The organism is Pseudomonas extremorientalis, from assembly GCF_001870465.1.
In the GTDB taxonomy this organism is placed as follows: domain Bacteria; phylum Pseudomonadota; class Gammaproteobacteria; order Pseudomonadales; family Pseudomonadaceae; genus Aquipseudomonas; species Aquipseudomonas extremorientalis.
Map to the genome: position 1 here is coordinate 57,950 of NZ_MDGK01000044.1, position 26,524 is coordinate 84,473.

General features: G+C 61.4%; 21 protein-coding genes. 7 read left to right on the forward strand and 14 right to left on the reverse strand.

All coding sequences use genetic code 11. The annotated features are described in order from the left end of the window. Positions 1-33 precede the first annotated feature (33 nt). On the reverse strand, positions 34-1,218 hold the full coding sequence (locus BFN10_RS17600; RefSeq protein WP_071490750.1) for a thiolase family protein: 1,185 nt from the start codon (positions 1,216-1,218) through the stop codon (positions 34-36). Positions 1,219-1,327: 109 nt separating this feature from the next. After that, a complete protein-coding gene (gene pap / locus BFN10_RS17605; RefSeq protein WP_071490751.1) occupies positions 1,328-2,845 on the reverse strand; it encodes a polyphosphate:AMP phosphotransferase in 1,518 nt (505 codons plus the stop codon). Between the two features lie 141 nt (positions 2,846-2,986). On the opposite strand from pap, the gene mnmC reads away from it, so the two are divergent. Next, the gene (mnmC, locus tag BFN10_RS17610; protein ID WP_071490752.1) at positions 2,987-4,969 is read left to right on the forward strand and encodes a bifunctional tRNA (5-methylaminomethyl-2-thiouridine)(34)-methyltransferase MnmC2/FAD-dependent 5-carboxymethylaminomethyl-2-thiouridine(34) oxidoreductase MnmC1; all 1,983 of its coding nucleotides are present in this window, start codon (positions 2,987-2,989) and stop codon (positions 4,967-4,969) included. Here mnmC and BFN10_RS17615 read toward each other — a convergent pair whose 3' ends face one another. Next, the gene (locus tag BFN10_RS17615) at positions 4,970-9,808 is read right to left on the reverse strand and encodes an NEL-type E3 ubiquitin ligase domain-containing protein (protein ID WP_071490753.1); all 4,839 of its coding nucleotides are present in this window, start codon (positions 9,806-9,808) and stop codon (positions 4,970-4,972) included. A 215-nt stretch (positions 9,809-10,023) separates the two neighbouring features. Between BFN10_RS17615 and BFN10_RS17620 the strand changes: the two genes are divergently transcribed. From BFN10_RS17620 to BFN10_RS17635, 4 genes are all read left to right on the forward strand, one after another. Continuing rightward, positions 10,024-11,796, forward strand: a complete 1,773-nt coding sequence (locus tag BFN10_RS17620; protein WP_071490754.1) for an N-acetylglutaminylglutamine amidotransferase — start codon at positions 10,024-10,026, stop codon at positions 11,794-11,796. A 3-nt stretch (positions 11,797-11,799) separates the two neighbouring features. Further along, positions 11,800-13,548, forward strand: a complete 1,749-nt coding sequence (gene ngg / locus BFN10_RS17625; RefSeq protein ID WP_071490755.1) for an N-acetylglutaminylglutamine synthetase — start codon at positions 11,800-11,802, stop codon at positions 13,546-13,548. 78 nt (positions 13,549-13,626) lie between these two features. Beyond that, positions 13,627-14,811, forward strand: a complete 1,185-nt coding sequence (locus BFN10_RS17630) for an osmoprotectant NAGGN system M42 family peptidase (RefSeq protein ID WP_033900901.1) — start codon at positions 13,627-13,629, stop codon at positions 14,809-14,811. A 59-nt stretch (positions 14,812-14,870) separates the two neighbouring features. Continuing rightward, the gene (locus tag BFN10_RS17635) at positions 14,871-15,098 is read left to right on the forward strand and encodes a YheU family protein (RefSeq protein ID WP_003192759.1); all 228 of its coding nucleotides are present in this window, start codon (positions 14,871-14,873) and stop codon (positions 15,096-15,098) included. Positions 15,099-15,100: 2 nt separating this feature from the next. Here the strand turns inward: BFN10_RS17635 and csrA are convergent, their stop codons facing one another. Beyond that, complete coding sequence (csrA, locus tag BFN10_RS17640) at positions 15,101-15,304, reverse strand: carbon storage regulator CsrA (protein WP_071490756.1); 204 nt, start codon at positions 15,302-15,304, stop codon at positions 15,101-15,103. Positions 15,305-15,433: 129 nt separating this feature from the next. Further along, positions 15,434-16,249, reverse strand: coding sequence for an SDR family oxidoreductase (locus BFN10_RS17645; protein WP_071490757.1), 816 nt, complete (start codon positions 16,247-16,249; stop codon positions 15,434-15,436). Between the two features lie 327 nt (positions 16,250-16,576). On the opposite strand from BFN10_RS17645, the gene BFN10_RS17650 reads away from it, so the two are divergent. Then, positions 16,577-16,729, forward strand: coding sequence for a DUF3309 family protein (locus tag BFN10_RS17650; RefSeq protein ID WP_015885095.1), 153 nt, complete (start codon positions 16,577-16,579; stop codon positions 16,727-16,729). Between the two features lie 54 nt (positions 16,730-16,783). On the opposite strand, the gene BFN10_RS17655 is transcribed toward BFN10_RS17650, so the two are convergent. From BFN10_RS17655 to BFN10_RS17675, 5 genes are all read right to left on the reverse strand, one after another. Then, positions 16,784-18,871 (reverse strand): LTA synthase family protein, encoded by a 2,088-nt coding sequence (locus BFN10_RS17655; protein ID WP_071490758.1) that lies wholly within the window; start codon positions 18,869-18,871, stop codon positions 16,784-16,786. 289 nt (positions 18,872-19,160) lie between these two features. Then, the gene (locus tag BFN10_RS17660) at positions 19,161-19,352 is read right to left on the reverse strand and encodes a PLDc N-terminal domain-containing protein (protein WP_003192770.1); all 192 of its coding nucleotides are present in this window, start codon (positions 19,350-19,352) and stop codon (positions 19,161-19,163) included. Between the two features lie 67 nt (positions 19,353-19,419). Continuing rightward, positions 19,420-19,950, reverse strand: a complete 531-nt coding sequence (locus BFN10_RS17665; protein ID WP_071490759.1) for a hypothetical protein — start codon at positions 19,948-19,950, stop codon at positions 19,420-19,422. A 42-nt stretch (positions 19,951-19,992) separates the two neighbouring features. After that, complete coding sequence (locus BFN10_RS17670) at positions 19,993-20,508, reverse strand: ankyrin repeat domain-containing protein (RefSeq protein WP_071490760.1); 516 nt, start codon at positions 20,506-20,508, stop codon at positions 19,993-19,995. A 110-nt stretch (positions 20,509-20,618) separates the two neighbouring features. Beyond that, a complete protein-coding gene (locus tag BFN10_RS17675) occupies positions 20,619-22,445 on the reverse strand; it encodes a long-chain-acyl-CoA synthetase (RefSeq protein WP_071490761.1) in 1,827 nt (608 codons plus the stop codon). 352 nt (positions 22,446-22,797) lie between these two features. Between BFN10_RS17675 and BFN10_RS17680 the strand changes: the two genes are divergently transcribed. Next, positions 22,798-23,076, forward strand: coding sequence for a DUF3509 domain-containing protein (locus tag BFN10_RS17680; RefSeq protein WP_003172952.1), 279 nt, complete (start codon positions 22,798-22,800; stop codon positions 23,074-23,076). A 58-nt stretch (positions 23,077-23,134) separates the two neighbouring features. Here BFN10_RS17680 and BFN10_RS17685 read toward each other — a convergent pair whose 3' ends face one another. From BFN10_RS17685 to aroC, 4 genes are all read right to left on the reverse strand, one after another. Further along, entirely contained in the window at positions 23,135-23,404 is a 270-nt protein-coding gene (locus BFN10_RS17685) for a response regulator transcription factor (RefSeq protein ID WP_071490762.1), read from the reverse strand. Positions 23,405-23,613: 209 nt separating this feature from the next. Further along, positions 23,614-24,144 (reverse strand): acireductone dioxygenase, encoded by a 531-nt coding sequence (locus BFN10_RS17690; protein ID WP_071490763.1) that lies wholly within the window; start codon positions 24,142-24,144, stop codon positions 23,614-23,616. Next, on the reverse strand, positions 24,141-25,301 hold the full coding sequence (locus BFN10_RS17695) for an MFS transporter (protein ID WP_071490764.1): 1,161 nt from the start codon (positions 25,299-25,301) through the stop codon (positions 24,141-24,143). The genes BFN10_RS17690 and BFN10_RS17695 overlap by 4 nt, the downstream gene beginning before the upstream one ends. A gap of 10 nt (positions 25,302-25,311) precedes the next feature. Continuing rightward, complete coding sequence (gene aroC, locus BFN10_RS17700; protein ID WP_071490765.1) at positions 25,312-26,403, reverse strand: chorismate synthase; 1,092 nt, start codon at positions 26,401-26,403, stop codon at positions 25,312-25,314. Positions 26,404-26,524: the final 121 nt, after the last annotated feature.

The window sequence follows — 26,524 nt, forward strand, 5'->3', positions numbered from 1 at the left end:
TGCACTTTGTGTAGCGAACACTTAATTTGCCGATCAGCGCACCGCTTCGAACAACCCGGTGGCCCCCATGCCGCCGCCCACGCACATGGTGACGATGCCGTAACGCAGGTTGCGTCGCTGCAACTCACGCACCAGGTGCCCCACCTGCCGCGAGCCGGTCATGCCGAATGGATGCCCGATGGAGATCGAACCGCCATTGACGTTGTACCTGGCATTGTCGATTTCCAGGCGATTGCGCGCATACAGGCATTGCGAGGCAAACGCTTCGTTAAGCTCCCACAGGTCGATGTCCGCCACCTGCAACCCCTTGGCCTTGAGCAACTTGGGCACCGAGAACACCGGGCCGATGCCCATCTCGTCCGGCTCGCAACCGGCCACGGTGAAGCCACGGAAAAACGCCTTGGGCTGGAGCCCCAGTGCCAGGGCTTTCTCCAGGCTCATCACCAGCGTCATCGAGGCACCGTCGGAGAGCTGCGACGAGTTGCCCGCCGTCACCGAACCATCCTCGGCGAACACCGGCTTCAAACCGTGCAGACTGGCCAGGGTAGTGTCCGGGCGGTTGCAGTCGTCACGGTCGACCACACCTTCCAGGATCTGCACCTCACCGGTGTTCTTGTCTTCGATTTTGTACTTGACCGCCATCGGCACGATTTCATCGCTGAAAAGCCCATCGGCCTGGGCCTGGGCGGTGCGTTGCTGGCTTTGCAGGGCGTACAGGTCCTGTTCTTCGCGGCTGACGTGGTAGCGACGCGCGACGATCTCGGCGGTCTGGCCCATGGGGAAATAGATACCCGGCACCTGCTCTTTGAGCAGCGGGTTGATCAGGTTGTCGGTATTGACGCTTTTCATCGTCAGGCTGATGGACTCGACACCGCCGGCGACGATGATATCGCTGCAACCCGACGCAATCTGGTTGGCCGCAATGGCAATCGCCTGCAAGCCCGAGGAGCAAAACCGGTTGAGGGTCATGCCGGCCACGCCGGTGCCCAGTTGAGAGAGCACCGCCACATTGCGCCCGATGTTGTAGCCCTGTGCGCCCTCGTTGGAGCCGGCGCCGACGATGCAATCCTCCACCGTCGCCGGGTCGATGCCGTTGCGGGCGAGCAGCGCGTTGACGCAATGGGCCGCCATGTCATCGGGGCGGGTCTGGTTGAACTTGCCGCGAAAGGACTTGGCCAGGCCGGTTCGCACACTGTCGACGATCACTACTTCACGCATGGGCTACCTCGATCTTGTGGTTGTCGGATCGAGCATAGATCCCGCCCCGCGCCACCGCGACGATCATTCACCCCATAGATACAAAACCATGGCGAGCCGGCTCACTGCGTCATTTTTTCTTTTTCTTTTTGTCGTGCTTGTCGGTCTTGGCGAACGCTTCTTCCAGCGCCAGGTTGATGGTGCGCAACACCTTGACCCGCGCCCAGCGCTTGTCGTTGGCCTCCACCAATGTCCAGGGCGACACCTCGGTGCTGGTACGGTCGACCATATCGCCCACGGCCGCGCGGTAGTCATCCCATTTGTCACGGTTGCGCCAGTCGTCTTCGGTGATCTTGAAGCGCTTGAACGGGATTTCCTCGCGGGCCTGGAAGCGCTCCAGTTGCGTGTCCTTGTCGATGGCCAGCCAGAACTTGACCACGATCACACCCGCATCGCGCAGTTGCTCTTCGAAGTCATTGATCTCGCCATAGGCGCGCATCCAGTCCGCCGGGGTGCAGAAGCCTTCAATGCGCTCCACCAGCACGCGGCCATACCAGGAACGGTCGAACACGGTGAACATGCCGCGCGCCGGGATCTTCTGCCAGAACCGCCACAAGTAAGGCTGGGCGCGTTCGTCTTCACTGGGCGCGGCAATCGGCACGATGTGGTACTGACGCGGGTCCAGCGCCGCCGCCACCCGACGGATCGCCCCGCCCTTGCCCGCCGCATCGTTGCCCTCGAACACCGTGACCAGGGCATGCTTGCGCATGCGCTTGTCGCGCATCAGTCCGGAGAAACGCGCCTGTTCGGTGATCAGTTGTTCTTCGTAATCGTCCTTGTCCAGGCGCTGGGACAGGTCGAGGCTGTCCAGCAGGCTCTTCTTGTCCACCGAGGCGATCAACGGCGCCGGGTTCATGCCGCTGGCCTTGCCCTTGGACAGCTTGAGCGCATTCTGCAGGCCTTCGAGCAGCAGTTTGCCCACGGTGAGGCTGCGGTAGTTGCTGTCCACGCCTTCGATCACATGCCACGGCGCATAGTCGCGACTGGTGCGGCGCAACACGCGCTCACCGAAGTGCACGAATTTGTCGTAGGTCTCGGATTGCTGCCAGTCCAGCGGGCTGATGCGCCAACTGTGCAGGGGGTCATCGGCCAGGGCCTTGAGCCGCGCCTTCATCTGTTTCTTGGAGAGGTGGAACCAGAACTTGAAGATCAGCGCGCCTTCATCGCAGAGCATTTTCTCCAGGCGTTCGGCGCCGGCGATGGCCTGGTCGAGGCGGGCGTCCTTGATCTGCCCATGTACGCGGCTTTGCAGCATCTGGCTGTACCAGTTGCCAAAGAAGATGCCCATGCGACCCTTGGCAGGAAGTTGGCGCCAATAGCGCCAGGCCGGCGGGCGCGCCAGTTCTTCGTCGGTCTGCTGGTCGAAGGTGCGCACTTCGATCAGGCGCGGGTCCATCCATTCATTGAGCAGCTTGACCGTCTCGCCCTTGCCGGCGCCTTCGATACCGTTGATCAGGATAATCACCGGGAAGCGCTTCTGCTGCTGCAGCTCGTACTGCACTTCCAGCAGGGCCTCGCGCAGGGCCGGCACCTCGGCCTCAAAGGTGTCTTTGTCGATGGCGTGACCGATTTCGGCGGATTCGAACATGGGCAGCTCCGTTTCAAGATGGCTCAAGACTAGCGGATTAGGCAGCAACACGCGGGAGGAAATTCCACCGGCGCTTGCCATGGATCAATTCAACGCCGGTTGATCGGCTAGAATGGCGGCCTTGCCTTTACCGAGCCGCCCATGAATCCCATCACCCACGCCCAACTCGACTGGGATGACCAAGGTCGCCCGCACTCGCGGATCTTCGACGATGTGTACTTTTCCGATAAGTCAGGCCTTGAAGAAACCCGCTACGTGTTCCTGGAACAGAACCGTTTGCGGGAGCGCTTTGCCGCGCTGCCCGCCGGTGGGCGGCTGGTGATTGGCGAGACCGGGTTCGGCACGGGGTTGAATTTCCTCTGCGCCTGGCAACTGTTCGAACAACACGCCGTGGCCGGTGCGCGCCTGCATTTCGTCAGCGTGGAAAAGTACCCGCTCAGCCATGCCGACCTGCAACGCGCCCTGCTGCTCTGGCCGGAACTGCAACCCTTCGCCGAACAACTGCTGGCGCAATACATTGCCATCCATCCGGGCTTCCAGCGCCTGGTGCTGGATAACGGCCGCGTGACCCTGACCCTGCTGATCGGCGACGCCCTGGAGCAACTGCCCCAACTGGACGCGCAGATCGACGCCTGGTTCCTGGACGGCTTCGCCCCGGCGAAAAACCCGGATATGTGGACCGCCGAGCTGTTTGCCGAACTGGCACGCCTGGCGGCACCGGGTTCGACCATCAGCACTTTTACCAGCACCGGCTGGGTGCGTCGGCTGATCAATGCCGCCGGGTTCAAGATGAAACGTACGCCGGGCATTGGCCACAAGTGGGAGATCCTGCGCGGGGAGTTTCTCGGTTGGCCGACCGACACGCCGGTACCGGCCGCGGCCAAGCCGTGGTTCGCCAGGCCGCCCGCCATTACGGGTGACCGCCACGCACTGGTGATCGGCGCCGGCCTGGCGGGCTGTGCGACGGCGGCCAGCCTGGCGGCCAGGGGTTGGCAAGTCAGCCTGCTGGAGCGCCATGACGGCGTGGCGCGGGAAGCCTCCGGCAATCCCCAGGGCGTGCTGTACCTGAAACTGTCGGCCCACGGCACTGCCTTGTCGCAGTTGATCGTGGCCGGGTTCGGCTATACCCGTCGAGTGCTGGAGCACTTGCATCGCGGCGTCGACTGGGACGGTTGCGGCGTGCTGCAACTGGCCTTCGATGCCAAGGAGGCCCAGCGCCAGGCGCAACTGGCCGCTGCCTTCGCGCCGGACTTGCTGCACCTGCTCGACCGCGACCAGGCCCAGGCCCGCGCCGGTATCGCACTGGCGCACGGTGGGCTGTTTTTCCCCGAAGGCGGCTGGGTGCACCCACCGGCATTGTGCGAGTGGCAAGCCCATCAACCGGGCGTGACCGTGCTAACCCACCACGATGTGCTCGACCTGCGTCATGTCGACGGCCAGTGGCAAGCCTGGGACGGTGAACACCTGCTGGCCAGCGCCAGCGTGGCGGTGCTGGCCGGCGCCGCCGAAGTCCAGCGGTTCGCCGACCTGCCCCTCAAGCGCATTCGCGGGCAGATCACCCGTTTGCCGCAGACCGCCGACAGCCAGGCCCTGGCCACGGTGGTGTGTGCCGAAGGCTACGTCGCCCCGCCACGCCTGGGCGAACACACCCTGGGCGCCAGTTTCGACTTCAAAAGCGATGACCTTACGCCCACCGCCGCTGAACATGCCGAAAACCTGGAGCTGCTCATGGGCATCTCCGAGGACCTGGCCCAGCGCCTAGGCGCCGACACCCTGGAGCCGGCGACCCTGGAAGGTCGCGCCGCGTTCCGCTGCACCAGCCCGGATTACCTGCCGATTGTGGGACCATTGGCTGACCGCCAGGCGTTCGACCAGGCCTACGCCGCCCTGCGCAAGGACGCCCGGCAAGTGCCAGGCACCGCTTGCCCCTGGCTGGACGGGCTGTACGTCAACAGCGGCCATGGCTCAAGGGGGCTGATCACCGCCCCGTTGAGTGCGGAGTTGCTCGCCGCCTGGCTGGACAACGAGCCGCTGCCGGTGCCGCGCGCCGTGGCTGACGCCTGCCACCCCAATCGGTTTGCCGTGCGGGCGCTGATCCGCGCCACCACCGGCAAGGTCGAGTGATCAACCGGCTGGGACCTCACACACGGAGCCCAGCGCTTCGGCCTTGATGGCGTCCTCGGTCAAGCGCTCGATCAGCACGCTTTCGGCCTGCTCCCGTTCACTGAGGACGGTGTGCATGCGACTACGGTAATCGGCATCGCTCAGTACCAGGCTTTGCTCGAAGATGTCATTGAGGCGCTCGTCATAGGGCGAGCTCAAGGCCTCGAAGCGAGCCGCATGGGCACGCTTGAGGTAGTCGGTCCAGAACGGCAGCTTCTTGAGATACGTCATCAGCTCGGGGGACAGCTCGGCCAGCGTGACTTCAGCCTTGGCTTCATCCAGCGCCAACTGAGTGACCTCCCCCAGCCGCGAATAACGCATGTGCCGAGGCTGGCCGGGCAAATAGAATTCGCCGACCAGCCCTGTGCGGAAAGCCAGGCTGACCTCCAATGGATCGGCGGCAGGATGCAGGCCACTGTGACGGCGCGCAATCGCCTCCAACTGCTCCAGGCGAAACAGGCCACGACCCAGTTTCAACAGCGGCCTGGGCGTCAGCGCACGCCCCTGGATGAGGGCCTTGGCATCGCTGATTTCCACCAGGACTTCCAGGCTGCTGAAGTTGACGGCGGCGGCATCGTCACAATTGATCGGCGTGGCGGCCCGTTCGAATACTTCCTCACGCAGTTCGCTGTTCATTGCGGCAGCCTCCAGCACGCGCCATACGCGGCGCTGCAGGTCCTCACGCACGAACTCGGCGTCTTTGGTGCCGCCCAGTTCCGCGAGCAACTTGAACAGGGCGTCCGACCGGTGATCGTCCTTGAGGCCCGTCCACGTGACTTTCTTCGCCGCATAGCCCGCCATCCGTTCGTCCGCCAGCCACAGTTCGCGTGCGCTCTGCTCGTTCAAACGCGCAATATCATCTTCCAGGAACCCCATGCCCGGACCGTACGCTTGCCGGTAATTTTTCAGGGCCAGTTGGCTTTGAGCCGATAACGGGTTGTGCCGCAAGTTGACACCCAGGGCAACGTTTCGCGGCACGCGCAATAGCCACTCCGGCAGCACGCTGATGTCATTGGCGCGCAAATTGATGTGTTCAAGATAAGGCAGACGCCACAGGTCCCTGGGCAGTTCCTTGAGCCGGCAGTTGCGTAACACCAGGCTGCGCAGCGCGAACATACGGCTGATATCCGGCGGGTCCAGCAGCGGGTTATCCGCCAGGCTCAACACCTTCAGGCGCGTTAGATCGGCCAGCTTGGCACGGGTGTATTCGGTGAGCTGGAGTTTGTTGTTGCTCAGGTACAACCGCTCCAGGCCCGGCATGTGCGACAGGGCTTCAGGTAGCCGGGTAATCTGGTTTTCGCCCAGTTCAAGGGTGCGCAGCCCCTTGAAGTGGCTGAGGAAATACGCCACATCGTCGGTCAGGTTCAAACGGCGCAATGACAAATGCTCGACGTGATCGAAGCGCACCTGTGCGGGTAATGTCGGCAGAGGGCCGATGACCATATCATCGAGCAACAGCCCTGGAACCTGGCTGGCGCGCTCATCGGGCAGGGTCGACATCCGTCGCCAGCATTTTTCGATGCTTTTCGCCGCCTGGTGGCGACTCAATCGATAGTCCCACAGGGGGTCGGCCTGCACGATATTGACAGACCTCTCGGCACGCCAGCGTTTGAGTGCCGTGTGCAGCGCTTCAAACTCCTGCTCACGTGCCTGGACCGCCTTGGCACGAGACAGGTGATCATGGCCCGCATCGCGCAAGAAATCGTTGACCTGCGACGGACTGAACAAGGGATAAAGCTTGTTGACCTTACGCACCAACGCCGCCGGAAAATGCTCTGCCTCGCCCCGCGCCGACTGGGTACAGATCAGCGGTTCTTCTTCCAGCAGCCCGCGTTCCGGCCACAGGTAACGGGCGACGCTTTCACGCTCATGCACCGTGGTGGCACGCAGGCGGCCCCGCAAGTCGGCGGCCTCATTCTCGGCCTGGAGCTTCAATGCAATACGCTGGCGTGGCAGCAGGCTATCGAAAAGCGCCGTGTACAAGCCGTCCGCGCCTGTCGCGACCGGCCCCAGGGCCTTGCCTTTTTGATCGAATGCCTGATACCCCTGGGGCGTACTGACCAGGGTCCTCTGCGTCGCAGCTGTTGAAGCGCCCGTCTCGGCCAGCACCTCCCCGCTCAGGGTGTGCCTGCGTACCTGCAATGCCAGGTCTCGGGGCCAGCCGGGCATTCGCTCCAGCATACCGACGGCCACGCGTCGGGTGCCGTCCCCCGCCAACTCCGGCCAGTACAGGCCCATCAGCGCGCGGTCCTGCTCCAACTGGTCCACCGCCTCGCGTGCCCGCTGGGCAAGCACCAGTGGTACTCGGCCAGTGGTGCGCAAATACCGGCGCTCCCACAATGTGGCCTGTGAGTACAGCTCCCACGCCACACGGGGCGGCAGTTGTTTGAAGCGTTCGCACAACGGCACCAACTCGTTCAGAGCAACACCGGCGTAATAGGTGCACAAACGATCAAGCACGGTTTGATGCCGGCTACGCAGGGTGTCCAACAGACGCCGCTCCAGTGTGCTGCGCATGTCGTCTTCCGCCACGCCCTTGCCCAACAGGTCGACACGCTCTTCGTCGCTCAGATGCTCCAGCAAGGTGTCCATGACCCGCCCCTCCCTCAACTCCTTGCGGGTGATATGGATGCTCAGGTCCTCATAATCGAAAGGTGCTGTTTCCGGATGCCTTTCCAGCAGTTCGCCCTCCTCGTCCAGCACCTCGAAAAAACGTCCCTGGGGCCAGCCAGGCACCAGCGGCAATGCGAACAATTGGACGCGTGCGGTACTCGCATCCGGACGTTGACCACGCGCCAGGTACTCCATCAGTTCACGGACCCTGTCGTTTTGCTTGTAGCGCAGCACGCTGTCATGAAAACGCTCGGGTAACGGCTCGTAGGCACTGCCCAATGCCCGCAAGTGTGGCAGGGTCATTCCTGTGAGGGTTGCCAGGTTCGACAACGGCTCAGCGGGCAATTCCTCAAGGCTTGGATCCAGTCGCCTGAGGCTGTAGACGGGATCTTCCCATTGCAAGGGGCGCTCGTAGACATGCTGCCAGCCACCACGGAAGTTGTGCTCCAGCGTCGGGCGGTAAGCCTGCGGGCGCTGTGGATGAATAACCCGCCACTTCTGCAGTTTGGTATCGAAGGCAACCGAATAGTGGTTTCCCCCCATCCGGATGTAAGAGCGGCCGTTGACTTGGTAGACGCCGCGAGAACTGGCCACGGTCTGGCGTGCGACCGGCTCAGGCTGTCGATAGGCATTGAGCCGTGGCCGCCAGAGTTTCTGGCCCTGGTCGGCAGTGGTGACGGTTTCGAACTTCTCGAAGAACTCCGTAGAGGTTGTCAGGGTGCGCTTCAACGTCCCCACGACCCGCCCCCCTGCCACAAACAAAGCCATGGCCGCGACGTTTTCGGCCACATTCACCAGATGCCTGAGGGCCTCGGTATGTTCATCGTGCTGCCAGTCCTCGACGGCCTCGAACACTTCCCCCAACAGCTGTCCGATGGCTACCCCGAGCATCAACTGACCCAACACCGGCACCACCAACGCCGCCACATTCAGCAGGTCCAGCCCCAGGTCCAGATAGCGCTGCGTGCGCTCTTCACTGGCTTGCTGGTCGACCTGGGCCTTGGGCACCGCCAGCACTAACGCATCCAATTGAATCTTGCCGACGAATGCCTGGAAGAAGAACCCCGTCAGGCTGGTCGTGACGGGTAAGGCGCGCAGCTGGCCAACCTTGCGCGTCATGTCGAACGATTCGAAAAAATCCAGGCGGTTGGACTCATCCAGGTACCCTTCGAAAAACGTCCGGTAGCTCTTGATTTGCAGCTTCAAGGACAAGTACAGCTTGAAGTCTTCCAGCGTCGGGTACTCGTACCAGGGCCTAGAGGGTTCGTTAGGCATGTAGACAATAAAGGGGCCGGTATCCAGGCTGCCCGGTACGCTGTCGGAAAACACCAATACACTCCACACACAGGTGTCATCGATGTTCACGCCTTGCCACGTAGTCAGACCGTTGCCCGGCACCTTGCTCTTGAGCTCACTGGCCGGACGGTCGAAACCGATCAGCTTGAGCAACCGGGCATAGGTCCCGGCTTCGATATGCCCCTTGCACAAGGCAATATGCAGATCCGTGCGCATGTCCATGAGTTTGCCCAGGCCAATACTGACGGCAGCCTGGTTGTAGGAGCTGACTTCCTCTTTGCTTTTCGGGTCGGGCAGGTCGAAGACCTCTTCGATGTGTTTTTGATAGAGGGCCCCCAGGTCCAGCTCCCGGCAATAACCGACAAATTCAGGCACCGTCATCCCGACCATCGGCTGCCTGGTGGCCGCAGAGCGCACCACCGCTACGACGGACATGCCCCCCGGCTCGGCGCGCTCTTCGGAGAAATTCTGCATCGCCGCGTGCAGCAGGCTCTGCTTGGTGTAGGTAACGGTCTGGTGCAAGCCGCCGCCCAGGTCAGGGCTGACGCCGGTGAGCTTACGTTTGGGCAACTCCAGCAGGTCTTGCCTGACATCCGGCGACTCAACCCCTTTGGCCCGCAGAAAATTGGTCAAGCGCTCTGCGCAGTATTGATCCAGCGATTCCAGGCGCTGTATTAGATAACGGACGTTCTCACGGATCGCCTTGCTGTCGATATGCGCCTGCTCAAGGGCCGTGAGTATCGAAGCGTCGGCCTCAACCAACCAGTGCGGCAGGTTTTTGCGCAAAACCTGCGCCTTGTCCAGGTCGGCGGTCATGTCGAGCAATGCCCTGTCCAGCTCATCCTGGGTCGCCCCTGCGGCGACCTCACTCAAATCGCGGTTTTGCGTCATCGGCATGTTTCCTCAGCCAGCTGAACATGACGCCAAACGATAAGCCTGGCCTGGGTCAAAACCGGGTATTTGTATACCGCCTTGCGACAGACCCACTCCGCTTATAACCGATTGATCTAAAACTCCACGAATAGCCCCGTGTCAGTTTCTGGGTACGCGCCCTTTTGGGCGTATTGAGTTTTATGCTCCCCAACGGAAAAACCGGTAAGGAATTTATGTGCGGATTAGCTGGAGAATTACGTTTCGATGCCCAACCTGCCGACCTGGCGGCGATTGAACGCATCACCCATCACCTGGCCCCGCGAGGCCCCGACGCCTGGGGCTTTCATGCCCAGGGGCCGATAGCCCTGGGCCATCGGCGCCTGAAAATCATGGACCTGTCGGACGGCTCGGCCCAACCGATGGTCGATTCGCACCTGGGCCTGAGCCTGGCCTTCAACGGTGCGATCTATAACTTCCCGGAATTGCGCGAAGAGCTGGAAGCCCTGGGCTACGCCTTCTATTCCGGCGGCGACACCGAAGTGTTGCTCAAGGGTTACCACGCCTGGGGTGAGGCACTGCTGCCCAAGCTCAATGGCATGTTTGCCTTCGCCATCTGGGAACGTGATGCCCAGCGCCTGTTCATCGCCCGCGACCGCCTCGGCGTGAAGCCGTTGTACCTGTCGCGCACCGGCCAGCGCCTGCGCTTTGCCTCGGCCTTGCCGGCGCTGCTCAAGGGCGGCGATATCAACCCGATCCTCGATCCGGTAGCCCTGAATCACTACCTGAATTTCCATGCGGTGGTGCCGGCACCACGCACCTTGCTGGCGGGCATCGAAAAACTGCCGCCGGCCAGCTGGATGCGTATCGATGCCAGCGGCAAGACTGAACAGCAAACCTGGTGGACCCTGCCCTACGGCCCGCGCGAAGATGAAAAAAAACTGAGCCTGGAAGACTGGACCGACCGCGTGCTCGACAGCACTCGCGAAGCCGTGGCCATCCGTCAACGCGCTGCGGTGGATGTGGGTGTGCTGCTCTCCGGTGGGGTCGATTCGAGCATGCTCGTCGGCCTGCTGCGTGAAGTCGGCGTACAGGATTTGTCGACCTTTTCCATCGGTTTTGAAGACGCCGGTGGCGAGGCCGGCAATGAGTTCCAGTACTCGGACCTGATCGCCAGACACTACGGTACGCGCCACCACCAATTGCGCATCGCCGAAAGTGAGATCATCGAGCAACTGCCTGCCGCCTTCCGCGCCATGAGCGAGCCGATGGTCAGCCATGACTGCATCGCCTTCTACCTGCTGTCGCGGGAAGTGGCCAAGCACTGCAAGGTGGTGCAAAGCGGCCAGGGCGCCGATGAGTTGTTCGCCGGTTACCACTGGTACCCGCAGGTCGACGGTGCCGCCGATCCCTATATGGCTTATCGCGATGCATTTTTTGACCGCAGCTACGACGACTATGCCGCCACTGTCGCGCCCAAATGGCTGACCGCCAACGACGCGGCTGGCGATTTCGTGCGCGAACATTTCGCCATGCCCGGCGCCGATGCGGCGGTGGACAAGGCCCTGCGCCTGGACAGCACGGTGATGCTGGTGGACGACCCGGTCAAACGCGTCGACAACATGACCATGGCCTGGGGCCTGGAAGCGCGCACGCCGTTCCTGGACTACCGCCTGGTAGAGCTGTCGGCCCGCGTGCCAGGTAAATTCAAGTTGCCCGATGGCGGCAAGCAAGTGCTGAAAGAAGCGGCGCGCCGGGTCATTCCGAGCGAAGTCATCGACCGCAAGAAGGGCTACTTCCCGGTGCCGGGCCTCAAGCACTTGCAGGGCGATACCTTGAACTGGGTACGCGAACTGCTGCTCGACCCGAGCCAGGATCGCGGCCTGTTCAACCCCGCCGCGCTGGACCGCTTGTTGACCGACCCGCAGGGCCAATTGACGCCGTTGCGTGGCTCCAAGCTGTGGCAACTGGCAGCGCTGAACCTGTGGCTCAGCGAACAAGGAATCTGATTGATGAAACCTCTCGCAGCGGCCTATAGCCAACGCTTGATCAAGGGCCAGGCGCCGACCTACGAGCGCCTGCAGGCGCGCCTGGCGGAAGACGGCAGCCCATTGGCCGCCGAGCCGATTGCGGTGCATTGCGGCTGGGGCCGGTTGCTGATCGGGCATACCTTTCCCGACCCGGCCAGCCTGGCCCAGGAACTGCTCCATGAGCAGCCGGGTGAGCGTGACATTGCTCTGTACGTGGCGGCGCCCCAGCAGATCCTGGGCATCGATCCCCAGCAGCTGTTTCTCGACCCCTCCGACACGCTGCGCCTGTGGTTCAGCGACTATCGCCCGGCTACCCGGGTATTTCGCGGCTTCCGCATCCGGCGGGTGCAGACCGAGGCCGATTGGCTGGCGGTGAACCAACTGTACCAGGGGCGCGGCATGTTGCCGGTCGACGCTGAACGCCTCACGCCGCGCCATCAGGGCGGCCCGGTGTACTGGCTGGCGGAAGATGAAGACAGCGGCGCAGTAATCGGCAGCGTGATGGGGCTGAATCACCAGAAGGCGTTTCATGACCCGGAAAACGGTTGCAGCCTGTGGTGCCTGGCGGTCGACCCGCTGTGTACGCGCCCCGGCGTGGGCGAAGTACTGGTGCGCCATCTGGTGGAACACTTTATGAGTCGTGGCCTGAGCTACCTGGACCTGTCGGTGCTGCACGATAACCGCCAGGCCAAGAATCTCTACGCCAAGCTCGGTTTTCGCGCGCTGACCACCTTTGCGATCAAGCGCAAGAATGGGATCAACCAACCGTTGTTCCTCGGCCCTGGCCCGCAGGCGGGGTTCAACCCCTATGCGCGGATCATCGTCGAGGAAGCCCATCGGCGCGGTATCGATGTACAGGTGGATGACGCCGATGCCGGGCTGTTCACCCTGAGCCATGGCGGGCGCCGTGTGCGTTGCCGTGAGTCCTTGAGCGACCTGACCAGCTCGATCAGCATGACCTTGTGCCAGGACAAAAGCCTGACGCACAAGGTGCTGAAGGCCGCCGGTTTGAAAGTACCCTCGCAGCAACTGGCGGGCAGCGCGGATGACAACCTGGAGTTCCTCGATGAGCACCAGCGCATCGTGGTCAAGCCGCTGGATGGCGAGCAGGGTCAGGGCGTCGCCGTGGATCTGCAAAGTATCGAAGAGGTGCAGCAAGCCATTGAAGCGGCGCGGCAGTTCGACAGCCGCGTGTTGCTGGAAAGCTTTCACGAAGGCCTGGACCTGCGCATCCTGGTCATCGGTTTCGAGGTGGTGGCCGTCGCGATCCGCCGTCCTGCGGAAGTCACCGGTGACGGTCATCACTCCATTGGCGCATTGATCGAAGCCCAGAGCCGCCGTCGCCAGGCCGCCACCGACGGTGAAAGTAAAATCCCTCTGGATGGTGAGACCGAACGCACATTGAAAGCCGCTGGCTATGACTACAGCAGCATCCTGCCCCGTGGCCAGACCCTGGCCGTGCGTCGCACCGCCAACCTGCATACCGGTGGTTGCCTGGAAGACGTCACCGCCATCCTGCACCCCACGCTGGTGGACGCCGCCGTGCGCGCCGCCCGCGCCCTGGATATTCCCATGGTGGGCCTGGACCTGATGGTGCCCGCCGCCGACCAACCCGAGTACGTGTTTATCGAAGCCAACGAACGGGCCGGCCTGGCCAATCACGAGCCGCAACCGACCGCGGAGAAGTTTGTGGATTTGTTGTTTCCCCACAGCCAGCCTGCCACTCAATAACCCTGTGACCAGGGGACCTCTTGTGGTGAGCCAGCTAGCCACAACACGGCTGCTCGCCACACCTCATCAGGAGTCTTTATGAGCCGAAACATCCCCGAACCGGATCTGAACTACCTGCAAAAAGTGCTGCTGGAAATGCTCGCCATCCCCAGCCCCACCGGATTTACCGACACCATCGTGCGCTACGTCGCCGAGCGCCTGGAAGAGCTGGGCATCCCCTTTGAAATGACCCGGCGCGGCACCATCCGCGCCACCCTCAAGGGCCAGAAAAACAGCCCCGACCGTGCGGTATCAGCACACTTGGACACCATTGGCGCCGCCGTGCGCGCCATCAAGGACAATGGCCGCTTGAGCCTGGCGCCGGTGGGTTGCTGGTCGAGCCGCTTTGCCGAAGGCAGCCGCGTCAGCCTGTTTACCGATAACGGCGTGATCCGTGGCAGCGTGTTGCCGTTGATGGCCTCAGGGCATGCGTTCAATACTGCCGTGGATGAAATGCCGGTGAGCTGGGACCATGTGGAATTGCGCCTGGATGCCTACTGCGCCACCCGAGCCGACTGCGATTCCCTGGGCATTGGCATCGGTGACTATGTCGCCTTCGACCCGCTGCCGGAATTCACCGAGAGCGGGCACATCAGCGCCCGGCACCTGGACGACAAAGCCGGCGTTGCCGCGCTGCTGGCCGCGCTCAAGGCCATCGTCGACAGTGGCGAGCCGTTGCTGATCGACTGCCATCCGCTGTTCACCATCACCGAGGAAACCGGCAGTGGCGCAGCGGCCGCACTGCCCTGGGACGTCAGTGAGTTTGTCGGCATCGACATTGCGCCGGTCGCCCCCGGCCAGCACTCCAGCGAGCATGCGGTGAGCGTCGCGATGCAGGATTCCGGCGGGCCGTACGACTATCACCTGTCGCGGCATTTGCTGCGCCTGGCGTCGGACAATGAGTTACCAGTGCGCCGCGATTTGTTCCGCTACTACTTCAGCGACGCGCACTCGGCCGTCACCGCCGGCCACGACATCCGCACCGCGTTGCTGGCGTTCGGGTGCGATGCGACCCACGGCTACGAGCGCACGCATATCGACAGTCTGGCGGCGCTGAGTCGTCTATTGGGCGCCTACATTCTCAGCCCGCCCGTGTTCGCCAGCGATGCACAGCCGGCACAGGGTTCCCTGGACCGGTTCAGTCACCAGATCGAGCACGAGACGCAGATGGAAAGCGACACGCGAGTGCCGTCGGTGGATAGCCTGGTGGGCAACAAGTCCTGAGACTGGCAACTACGGTCCCGGCGCAGTAGGATCGCCGGGATCCATCACCCGAGGCTTGTATGCTGATTCCCTACGATGCACTTGAAGTCGACACGCTCACACGCCTGATCGAAGACTTCGTGACCCGCGACGGCACCGACAATGGCGACGACACGCCGCTGGAAACCCGCGTACTGCGTGTGCGCCAGGCACTGACCAAGGGCCAGGCGCTGATCGTGTTCGACCCGGAAAGCGAGCAGTGCCAGTTGATGCTCAAGCACGACGTGCCCAAGCATCTGTTCGACTGACGTCAGAGATTGGGCACCTGCACCGGATGGGTGCTGGCGGCCTGGCGCTCGCGGATTTTCTGATGCACCTCCGCGCGATGCACATGCACCCCGGCCGGCGCTTCAACGCCAAACTTCACCTGGGTACCGTTCAACTCGAGGATATGCACGGCGATGTCATCGCCAATGGAGATGACTTCGCCTATGGCGCGGCTTAAAACCAGCATGGCGGTTGTCCTTTTAACAGTGAAAGGACCTCGACCATGCGCGCAGGCTGTGGTGTGCATCAATGGCTTGCCGTGAAATCAGGCACTACTTACATGTGTAGGTAAAATGCCTGACAGACCACTTCCCGGTCAGCCTTTGGCGGCCTGTGCCTTGGCGCGCATTTTGTCGGCCATGCTGGTCATTTCGTCATACAACAACTGCGGGTTCTTCTGCTTCAACGCCCATGCCATGCGCCCTTGTTCGTGGGGCAGGATCATGAACTCACCTTCCGCGACCCGCTGATAGATGTAATCGGCGATATCCGCCGCCGAAATCGGCGAGCTTTCCAGCAACTTGCCCACCTGGGCCTTCATGGCCGGGGTCGGCCCACGGAAGGAATCCAGCAGATTGGTCTGGAAGAACGATGGGCACACCACATGTACACCGATTTCCTGCTGCTTGAGCTCCACCAGCAGACTCTCCGACAACGCCACCACACCCGCCTTGGCTACGTTGTAGTTGCTCATGGCCGGCCCCTGCATCAGCGCGGCCATGGAGGCGATGTTGATGATGCGGCCCTTGCTCTTTTCCAACAGCGGCAGGAACGCCTTGCAGCCCTTGACCACGCCCATCAGGTTGATTGCGATCTGCCAGTCCCAGTCCTCCAGGGACAACTCGGCAAAGAAACCGCCTGACGCCACGCCTGCGTTGTTGACGATCACATCGATACCGCCCAGCTTGACCTCACAGGCCTGGGCGAACGCGGTGAGCTGGCTGTAGTCGCGCACGTCGCAGCGCTGGATAAAACCTTCGCCACCGGCCTCGCGCACCAGCCTGAGGGTTTCCTGCAGGCCGGGCTCGCTCACGTCCGACAAGGCCAACTGCCAGCCCTCACGGGCCCAGCGCAGAGCGATTTCACGACCCAGGCCGGACCCGGCGCCAGTGATCATCATGCGATTTTGCATAGGAAGTTGCCTTGTGGTTCACGGAAGAAGTGACCGGCAGTGTAGCGAAGGTTTTTCCTGCCCCCATCCACCATCAGAGTGATGAATGCCCCTGGCAAACCGTGGGCCGGGTCGGATGTTCGCGTATAGCCTAAGTTCAATATTTTTCAACTAATAGGTTTAGTTGCGAGCGCATTAAAAGAAATAAGCCTGTGTGCGAAATGCTTTAAAAAAATACTGAATTTTCTGCGAAGAACCAGAGTCGGAGTTGTTAAGGCGTCTGTCTTTAATATGCGGGCCTATCGTTAAACAACCGGTCTTTGCAGAAGGCCAATAAGGAAAAAAACCATGAGCCTCATTCTGATCATTATCTTGATCCTCCTGCTGGTCGGCGGTCTGCCAGTGTTCCCTCACTCACGTAACTGGGGCTATGGCCCGTCAGGTATCCTGGGCGTTGTCCTAGTGGTGCTGCTGGTACTGTTGTTGCTTGGGCGTATATAAACGCCAGGCAAAAAAAGAGGCCCTTTAAAGGGCCTCTTTTTTATGGCCGGTTAATTAGTCCGGCTTGCCGTTGACCACACCGGCGGTGTTATCCAACAGGCTCTTGGTAGCGGTCTGCAGGAACGACTCAAGTTTCTGCTTCAGTGCCGCCTCGTCCGGCGACTCGGGAATCACTTTACCGGTCGGGTTGGCGCCCAGTTCGTATTCCCACAACTTCGGTGGCATTTCCTTCGGCAGCACCAGAATGCGATCTGCCGTCACCAATGCCACGGTTTGATCGCTGCCCGATGGCTTGATCACACCAAAACCCTTATCGCCTTCCGGCAGGTTCAACAGGTCACGGCCCCAGCACTGGTGCAGGGTATCGCCACCCAGGCGGCCCATGATGGTTGGCACGATGTCGATCTGGGTGCCCACGGTGTGGTCACGCTCGCCGAACTTTTCCTGCATGCCTGGCGCGATCATCAGCATCGGCACGTTGAAACGGCCCAGGTCCATTTCGGTGATCTGCTGCTCGTTGCCGAAGCCATGGTCACCCACGATGACGAACAGGGTTTCCTTGAAGTAAGGCTCCTTGCGGGCCTTCTCAAAGAACTGGCCCAGGGCCCAGTCGGAATAGCGCATGGCGGTCAAATGCTCGTTGAGGCTGCCACGGTCGGTGACTTTCTCAACTGGCAACGGCGTCGGCAACGCGTACGGCGTGTGGTTGGACAGGGTTTGCAGCAACGCATAGAAGGGCTTGCCGCCTTCACGCGCCTTGAGCTCTTCCAGGCCACGGTTGAACATATCCTGGTCAGACACGCCCCACGTCGGGTCGGAGAACACCGGGTCGACGAAGTCATTGCGACCGATGAAGTTGGTCATGCCCTGGTTGCTGAAAAAGCCCGACTGGTTGTCCCAGGCGAAATCGCCGTTGTACACATACACGTCGTCAAACTTGCGCGCGCTGAGCAACTGCGGCAGGCCCGACAGCTTGTGGCTGCCTTCCGGGGTCTGCATCAGGTATTCGAAGCCCGGCAGGTTCGGGAAGCACGCCATGGTGGCGAACATACCCTGGTGGGTATGGGTGCCGTTGGAGAAGAAACGGTCGAACAGCAGGCCTTCCTTGGACAGTTTGTCGAAGTACGGCGTGATGTTGCCCGGACGACCCAAGGCGCCGACCGAGTGACCGGCGAAGCTTTCCATGAGGATCACGACCACGTTCTTGATCGGCAGGGTCTTCTCGGCCGGCGGCATGTAGTCGCGGCGCACGGCGGCGATGTCGGTATCCACCAGTTTCTCTTGCGGCAGCACCAGCATGTCACGCACGGTCTGGGTGGCCAGCGGCTGGTCGAGGGTGGCCTTCCAGATATTGGAGCGATCTTCGGAGAACCGTGACTTGGCCGCGGCGATCAGCGACAAGGTGCCGTTGAGGCCCAACTGGTTGGCGAAGTTCGAATCCGTAGTGTAGACATCCCCCCAACGCAGCGGCGGCCCCTGGCGCAGGGTGCCACGGATGGCGACCACGGCGATCAGCAGGCAGACCACGAACACCGCGATGCGCGTGTACCACGGCGCGACCTGGCGAGTGCCGATGCTGCCACCGCTGAACGGGCCACGCGGGCGTGTGGCGCGGTCGGCGCCTTTGAACGCCATGCTCAGGATCAACGTACCCACGGCCCAGGCCAGCAAGTAGCGCACCACCGGGAAACCGTACCAGAGCATGCTCATCACGGTCTTCGGGTCTTCCTTCACATATTGGAAGACCAGGCCGTTGAGGCGCTGGTGGAACTCGCGGTAGAAGTCCATTTCCATCAGGCCCAGGAACAGGGCGATGCTGGACGCGACGGTCAGCCACAAACGGAAGAACCCACGCGCAGCCATGGCGCGGACGCTGAACAAGGCCAACAGCAGCGGGACCAGCAGGTACATCACCAGGCGAATGTCCAGGCGCAGGCCATTGCCGAACGCTTCGAGGAAGGTCGAGGCCGGCGTGTCGAGGATCATTTCGCGGTTGTAGACCAGCAGCGCCAGGCGCAGCAGGGAGAACATCACCATCATGACCAGTGCGCAGAGCAGCGTGTACGCCAGATGGGATTTGACGGTCGGTTGCAGCAGGCGATTAGAAGCTCGCTGCTGACTCAGGGCGTCCGGGTTTGCCATGTCGTTTCAGGACCCATTGGAAGTTTAAGTGACGAAGTAGTGCAGTGGCGCGAATGGTGCCCGATCAACGGCGGCAAGGCTATTAATTACTGAACGTGCACCGGCGCTCCGCCTTTAGTGGCTCTTGGGACAGGGCCTTGGCAGGAAGATAAAGCCGGCGAATTGTCTTGGAAGGGATGTGAAAATTTTGTGCAGCGAATATTTCGAAACACAAAATGAATTGAAGGGTAAACCCGTGGCCCGACAGCGGCCGAGCCAGGGTTCGACAGCTGCCAGGTGGTGTGCGAGATCAGATCCGCACATTACCCCGTGGTCCGGCAATCGCCCAGATGATCAGGCCCAGCACCGGCAGCAGCAGGATCAACAAGATCCACAACACCTTGGCGCCCGTGCTTGCGCCGCTTTTGAATACGTTGATGATCGCCCAGATATCCAGCGCGAGGATGATCAGCCCGATCAAGCTATTAAACGTGGAACCCATGGTGTCGCTCCTAAGTGAGGGCATGCCCTTGTAGGATAGTCAGCCCTCACGGGGGTTCCGTTTTATTTCAGACGTGAACCGCGACTTTCAGCGCTTCCAGGGACGGTTCGCCCTTGATGCCGATTTCGGCGCACAGCTCCAGCACGCGCGGCAGGTCGTTGCCGTACACCAGTACCGCCTGGATCTCATCATCCAGCAGTTGGCTGAAGTTGAGCAGCACATAGCCGCCATCCTCCGGGCTGAGGGCGCTCATCTGGATCTGGATGCGGTTGAGTGCGGTCAGGTCTTCGGTCTTGGCCAGTTGCTTGGGCTTGAGGTTGAACGCAACGCCCGGGCCGAACGACGCGACGATCTGCGCGAACAGGTCACCATAGGTGTCGGCCTGGAACAGCACGGTGTCCGGCAGGCTGCCGACCACCACCCACTCACCCAGTGGGATGGGGAAGGTGTCGTCATAGTTGATATCCGGGTTGGCCGCCAGAAACGCGGCCGGGTCGGCGTAGGCCTGGGCTGCCTCATCGGCGATGCGCGCCACCTCGTCCTCGCCCATGACGCCGGCGCTGATTTTGCTGATGAGTTCGACGAGGGCGGTTTTCATGGGAATGGTCCTGTAGCGGGCTGGCTTTTGAGGGCGCGTAGCCTACACCAGTTTCTGCAACTGCGCCGTCGTATCCACCGCGCCCATGGTTTGCGCGGCAGCCAGTGCGGTGGCGCCATTAGCGTCGGTGGCCTTGGGGTTGGCGCCCTGCCCCAGCAGGTAATCGACCATTTCCACGCGGTTGAACATCGCCGCCATCATCAACGCCGTACGGCCGTCGGAAGACGCGGCGTCCACCGGCGCGCCTCCGTCGATCAGCGCCTTGACCACGTCCAGGTTGCCCTTGAACGCTGCACCGGCCATCGGCAGCTGGTTCTTGTCGTTGGCGATCTGCGGATCGGCCTTGAACTCCAGCAGCACTTTTACCGCCTCGGCATGGCCGTGATAAGCCGCGAGCATCAGCAAGGTGTCGCCGTTGTGGTTGCGCAAGTTGGCCGGCAAGCCTTTGGCCAGCAGCGCAGCGAGCATGGCGGCGTCGCCTTTGCGGGCAACGTCGAAGACCTGCTCGGCAAATTCGGCGGCTTCGTCTTCGGTCATTTGTTTGGCTTGGTCTGACATGTGGGGCTCCTTGTCTGGTCCTTTATATGGCGCCCAGTGTCACGAGGGAGTTCCCCCCTGTCATTGCTTTTTTGTCAAAAGCGGCAATAGGCAGAATCAATAGCGCTACTTTAATAACGAAAATGCCCACCCTGGATCTGCGCCAGCAATTGCCCGGTGACCGGCACATAACTGTCCGACCCCGGCAGCCAGGCGTAGACCGGGTCATTGCCCGCCTTGTCCGGGTCGAAGGCTTCCTCCTTGAGCCGCACCTTCTGATATTTGAAGGTGCCGGTGGTTTCCATCTTCACCTTGATCCGCAGGAACAATGGCACGGCATAGTGCGGCAACTGGCCGTGGGCGAACTGCAGCAACTCACGCATGTCCAGGGCAGCCAGCGATTCGCTCGGGGTGATGGCGACCATGCCGGCACGGCCGTTGGTGTTTTCGATTTCCACGCCATAGGCCACGACTTCAGCGATCTGCGGATGTTGCAACAGGATGTTCTCCACTTCGGTGGTGGAGACGTTTTCTCCCTTCCAGCGATAGGTGTCGCCCAGGCGGTCGACGAACTGTGCATGGCCGAAGCCGATACTGCGCACCAGATCGCCGGTATTGAAGTAGCGGTCGCCCTTCTCGAACACATCCGTGAGGATCACCTTGCGGTTTTTTTCCGGGTCGGTGTAACCGTCATAGGGCGACTTTTCATCGATCCTGGCCAGCAACAAGCCCTGCCCGCCGGTCTTCACTTTGTGCATGAAACCATCGCCGCCACGGATCGGTTCACCCGTGTCGTGGGCGTAGTCCACCAACGCCCAGTGTTGCAGGCAAAAGCCGACGGTGTTGTCGAAATTCAATATGTTGGTAAAACCGATATTGCCGTCGCTGGCGGCGTACAACTCGCAGACATGCTCCACGCCGTAGCGCGCCTTGAATTGCGCCCACACGCCAGGACGCAGGCCATTGCCGACCATCTTGGTCACGCGGTGATCACGGTCGTTTTCGGCCGCTGGCTGGTCGAGCAGGTAGCGGCATAGTTCGCCGACGTAGCCGAGGGTGGTCGCCTTGAATCTGCGCGCATCCTCCCAGAACTGACTGGCGCTGAACTTGCGCCGGATAGCGAAACCGGACGCCCCGACAATCGCCGAGCCCCAGCACACACAGAGGCCGGTGGCGTGGTACAGCGGCAGGGTGCAATAAAGAACATCCTCCGGCCCCATGTCCAGCGCAATGCTGCCGAAGCTGATCGCGGTCTTGGTCCAGCGGCCATGTTTCATGATGCCGGCCTTGGGCAGCCCGGTGGTGCCGGAGGTATAGATATAGAAGCAGGGGTCGTTGAAGAAAATCTGCGCGGTACTCGGCAGGTTATCTACCGGCCCACCAGCGCTGGCAGCCATCAGGTCACAATACCCATCGGGCAGCGCAGTGGCTTGCTGGTCCGCGACAAACCAGGTGCGTTCAGCGGGAATGCTCACCTGCTCACGTACCGCGTCATAGGAAGCCACCAATTCCGCACCGGCCACAATCGCCACCGGGTTCACCAGGTTGAGGCTGTGCAGCAGCGCCGCCTGGGTCTGCGCGGTATTGAGCATCGCGCAGATGCCGCCCAGCTTGGCCACGGCCAGCACACTGAGCAGCAACTCGGGACGGTTTTCGATAAAGATCGCCACCACATCGCCCTTGCCGATGCCCTGGGCTTGCAGATGGTGGGCAATACGGTTGGCCTGCTGGTTGGCTTCGCTGTAGCTGAGCACGCGCTCTCCGTACAACAAGGCGGTGCCATCCGGGTTGCGCAGGGTGGCTTGTTCAAACTGCCAGCCCAGGCCACAGGGCTGAGCGGGGTCGGTGACATTGGCGGCCCGCATGCCGCGCACCACCCGAGGCAGAGCACGAACAATGGCCGGCACCTTACGCAGCATCATGCCCCAGGTGATCATGTCGTTTTGCGGGTGGCTCATGGGAACGTCCTTTTTCTTATTGTTCGTAAACCTTGCAGAAAAGTACGTCAGGCCCTCTTCGGCTGTACACGCAGGATTTGAAAAGTTTTGTATCCCGATAAGCGAACGCTGAAAAAAGGAATTAAGCCAAGCAGAGAGAGTCATTATGAGTAATGAGGCACCTGCCCGAGCGCGCCCAGCAACGCAAAATGCAGGATGCATGATGGCCATTCATGCAAATTGCACGAATCCGGAAATTTTGTATTTTTATAACTCCTTGATTTATAACGATATTTATCTAAATCACTAGCTGGCACAATCACTGCACCTATCTCTCCATGCTTGCCCACTTGAGCCAACGGAGCTGATAGACATGAGCCTGATCCAAGATAAATTCGCTTCAGTATTCTCCAACTACGATGTCACCACCCAGCCTCGTCCAGACGGCGGCATCCTGCTGACCCTGCGCAACAGCGAAGGTAAACAGGTCAAGCGTTCGATCTCCTATCAGCAGTTGCACACTGCCGATCAGCTGACCTGGGTCATCAGCGCCATTCGCCGCGACCTGGCTGAACAGGCCAGCGAGTTGCCGCAGATTTCGATGCTGCAAAGCCAGAACCGCTTTGCCTTGCCGACCTACCACTCGGCTTAAGCCTGAAATACCCAAAAGGGCCGCGACGCATTGAGCGTCGCGGCCCTTTTTCATGGGTTCAACACAGCCCCTGGCGGCTGGCTTCATTGACGGCTTGTACCCGATTGGTCACTTGCAGCTTGCAATAGATATTACGCAGGTGGAATTTCACGGTTGCTTCGGACGTGGCGCGTATCTGGCTGATCTCCCAGACGGTCTTGCCTTCCGAAGCCCAGCGCAGGATTTCCAACTCCGCCGGAGTCAGGGCCTTGCCAGCCAGGTTCAAACGTCGCCTGATTGCATTGGGTACCGAATATGGCGGTAGAAACGATTCCTTGGGGCCACTCATTAGTTCCTCTCCTTTCTCTGGCTCATGCCGCCCCCTCTTCGGATTCCTCCTATTGACAGGTGACATAAACATTGATGTCGCAGAGGGTTACATAACGAATGGTATTAAGGCGCAGGCCCGCGCATAAACATCCAAGCCTTACAGAAGTTTAAGTTTCTTCCCACAGCAACTTCCAACCTTCAGGGGTTGTAGTTTTTGATCGGTGGGGATTAGTCGTCCAGGCCGGGGAAACGACTGGCAATATCGTCCTCGATGAACTCCGGTATGCATTCTTCAAGCGTATTGAACAGCCGCAGTGTGACAAAGTGCGGGTTCTCCCCCATGTCAATCCAGTGCGGCATACTGGCCGGGATCACAAGCAGGTCGTTTTTCTCGCAACGCACGGCGTATACATAATCGCCTATGTGCAGGGAAAACAGCCCCTGGCCAGCGATGATGAAACGTGCGGCAGCTTCGCTGCAGCGGCGCTCGGCAAGAAAGCCCGCACGCACCTCGGCCTTCTGGAGATGATCCTCCGTCACCCTGAGCACCTGCGCACCCGCGTAGCCCAAGGCTTGAATCTGTGCCTTGTACGCCGCAATCAGTTGCGCATCTGTGGCCCCCTTCTCGATAGAAACCGGTTGCCAACGCTCAAAACGCACGCCGTGCTCGGCCAGGGTCGCAGCAATATCCTCGGGGTGGGTCAGCACCTTGTTCGGGGTGTCCGGTGAAGCAGCGCAGTAGACGGCGACATAACTCATTGAAGGGTTCCTTGGTTCTGCTCGTGCAATCGAAGACCGATGATAAGGGCGGCGGCCAGGGCCGCGACGCTCGCGATACTGAAGGTCAGGGTCGGCCCCAACAGGTTCCAGCTGTAGCCGGCATACAGCGCACCCAGCGCACCGCCGGTGCCGGCCAGGGCGGCGTAGAGCGCCTGGCCCTGGCCTTGTTGCCGGTCACCAAAACTGCGTTGCACAAAGGCAATCGAGGCTGCATGAAAGCTGCCGAACGTGGCAGCGTGCATCACCTGCGCCAGCAACAACACCCAGAAATACTCGGCAAACGACCCCAACAGCAGCCAGCGCGATGCCGCCAACAGGAAGCTCGCCAGCAGTACACGACGCACCGAAACGCGCGTGAGGATGCGGCTCATGCCCAGGAACATCAATACTTCCGCCACGACCCCCAGCGCCCAGAGCATGCCGATCACGCCCCGGCTGTAACCCAGGTGTTCGAGGTGCAGCGTGAGGAAGGTGTAATAGGGGCCGTGGCTCAGTTGCATCAATGCCACGCAGGCATAAAACGCCAGTACGCCGGGGCTGCGCAATTGCTTGAGGAAGCCGTCGCCCGCCAGACGATTGCCGTGGGTCGCGGGCTGCGCATTCGGCACCCACAGGCTGGCGCCGATGATGCCGGCCATGATGACTACGACCACAACCGGGTAGATGTCCAGGCTCAACCAGTCGAACAAGCGGCCCATGATCACCACGGTGAGGATAAACCCGATGGAGCCCCACAGGCGGATCTGGCTGTAGCGCGCCGTCTGCTTTTGCAGGTGCGCGAGGGTGATCACTTCAAATTGCGGCAGTACCGCATGCCAGAAGAATGCATGCAGCGCCATGACCAGGGCCAGCCAGGCGTAGGTATGGCTGACGAAGATCAGCGAAAAACTCGCCAGGGTGCACACCGCACCAAAACGCACGATGGCCAGGCGCCGGCCGGTGTAGTCGCCCAGCCAGCCCCACAGGTTGGGCGCCACGCAACGCATCAGCATGGGAATGGCCACCAGCTCGCCGATACGCGCGCTGGAGAACCCGAGGTGATCGAAGTACAGCGCCAGGAACGGCGCGGTCGCCCCCAGGAGGGCGAAGTAGAACAGGTAGAAGCTGGAGAGGCGCCAGTATGGGAGGGCTGTCACAGCAGCGCCGTCACAACTGGGCCAGCACCGGCGTACTCACGCGCACATCGGCGTTTTGCCCACGATTGCGCAGCAGGTGGTCCATCAACACGATGGCCATCATCGCTTCGGCGATCGGGGTGGCACGGATGCCGACGCATGGGTCGTGGCGGCCCTTGGTGATCACGTCCACCGGGTTGCCGTGCACGTCGATCGAACGCCCTGGCGTGGTGATGCTCGATGTGGCCTTGAGCGCCAGGTGCGCCACGATCGGCTGGCCGGAGGAAATACCGCCGAGGATGCCGCCGGCGTTGTTGCTGAGGAAGCCTTGCGGGGTCAACTCGTCACGGTGCTCGGTGCCACGCTGGGACACACAGGCAAAGCCGGCACCGATTTCAACGCCTTTGACGGCGTTGATGCTCATCAGCGCGTGGGCCAGTTCCGCATCGAGGCGGTCGAAGATCGGCTCGCCCAGTCCCGGCTTCACGCCTTCGGCCACCACGGTGATCCTCGCGCCGACGGAATCCTGGTCGCGGCGCAACTGGTCCATGTAGGCTTCCAGTTCCGGCACCTTGTCCGGGTCCGGGCTGAAGAAGGCGTTGTCCTCGACGCTGTCCCAGGTCTTGAACGGGATTTCAATCGGACCCAGTTGGCTCATGTAGCCCCGGATCACGATGCCCTGGGTGGCCAGGTATTTCTTGGCAATGGCACCGGCGGCCACGCGCATGGCGGTTTCGCGGGCCGAACTGCGGCCGCCGCCACGGTAGTCGCGCTCGCCGTATTTGTGGTGGTAGGTGTAGTCGGCGTGGGCCGGGCGGAACAGGTCCTTGATCGCCGAGTAGTCCTTGGACTTCTGGTCGGTGTTACGGATCAGCAGGCCGATGGCGCAACCGGTGGTGCGGCCTTCGAACACGCCGGAGAGGATCTCGACTTCGTCCGGCTCCTGGCGCTGGGTGGTGTGGCGGCTGGTGCCGGGCTTGCGGCGGTCGAGGTCACGCTGCAGGTCTTCCAGGGACAGTTCGAGGCCTGGCGGGCAGCCGTCGACAATGGCGACCAACGCCGGGCCATGGCTTTCGCCCGCGGTGGTGACAGTGAACAGCTTGCCGAAGGTATTGCCGGACATGCAGGGCGCTCCGTGAAATCAGTTGAATCAAGTCAACCGTAATAACTTAAGGCGGCCAGTATACGCAGGCTAACCGAGTAGTTCATCCTCGAAACCTTCCCGGTAGACCTTGGTCCAACCG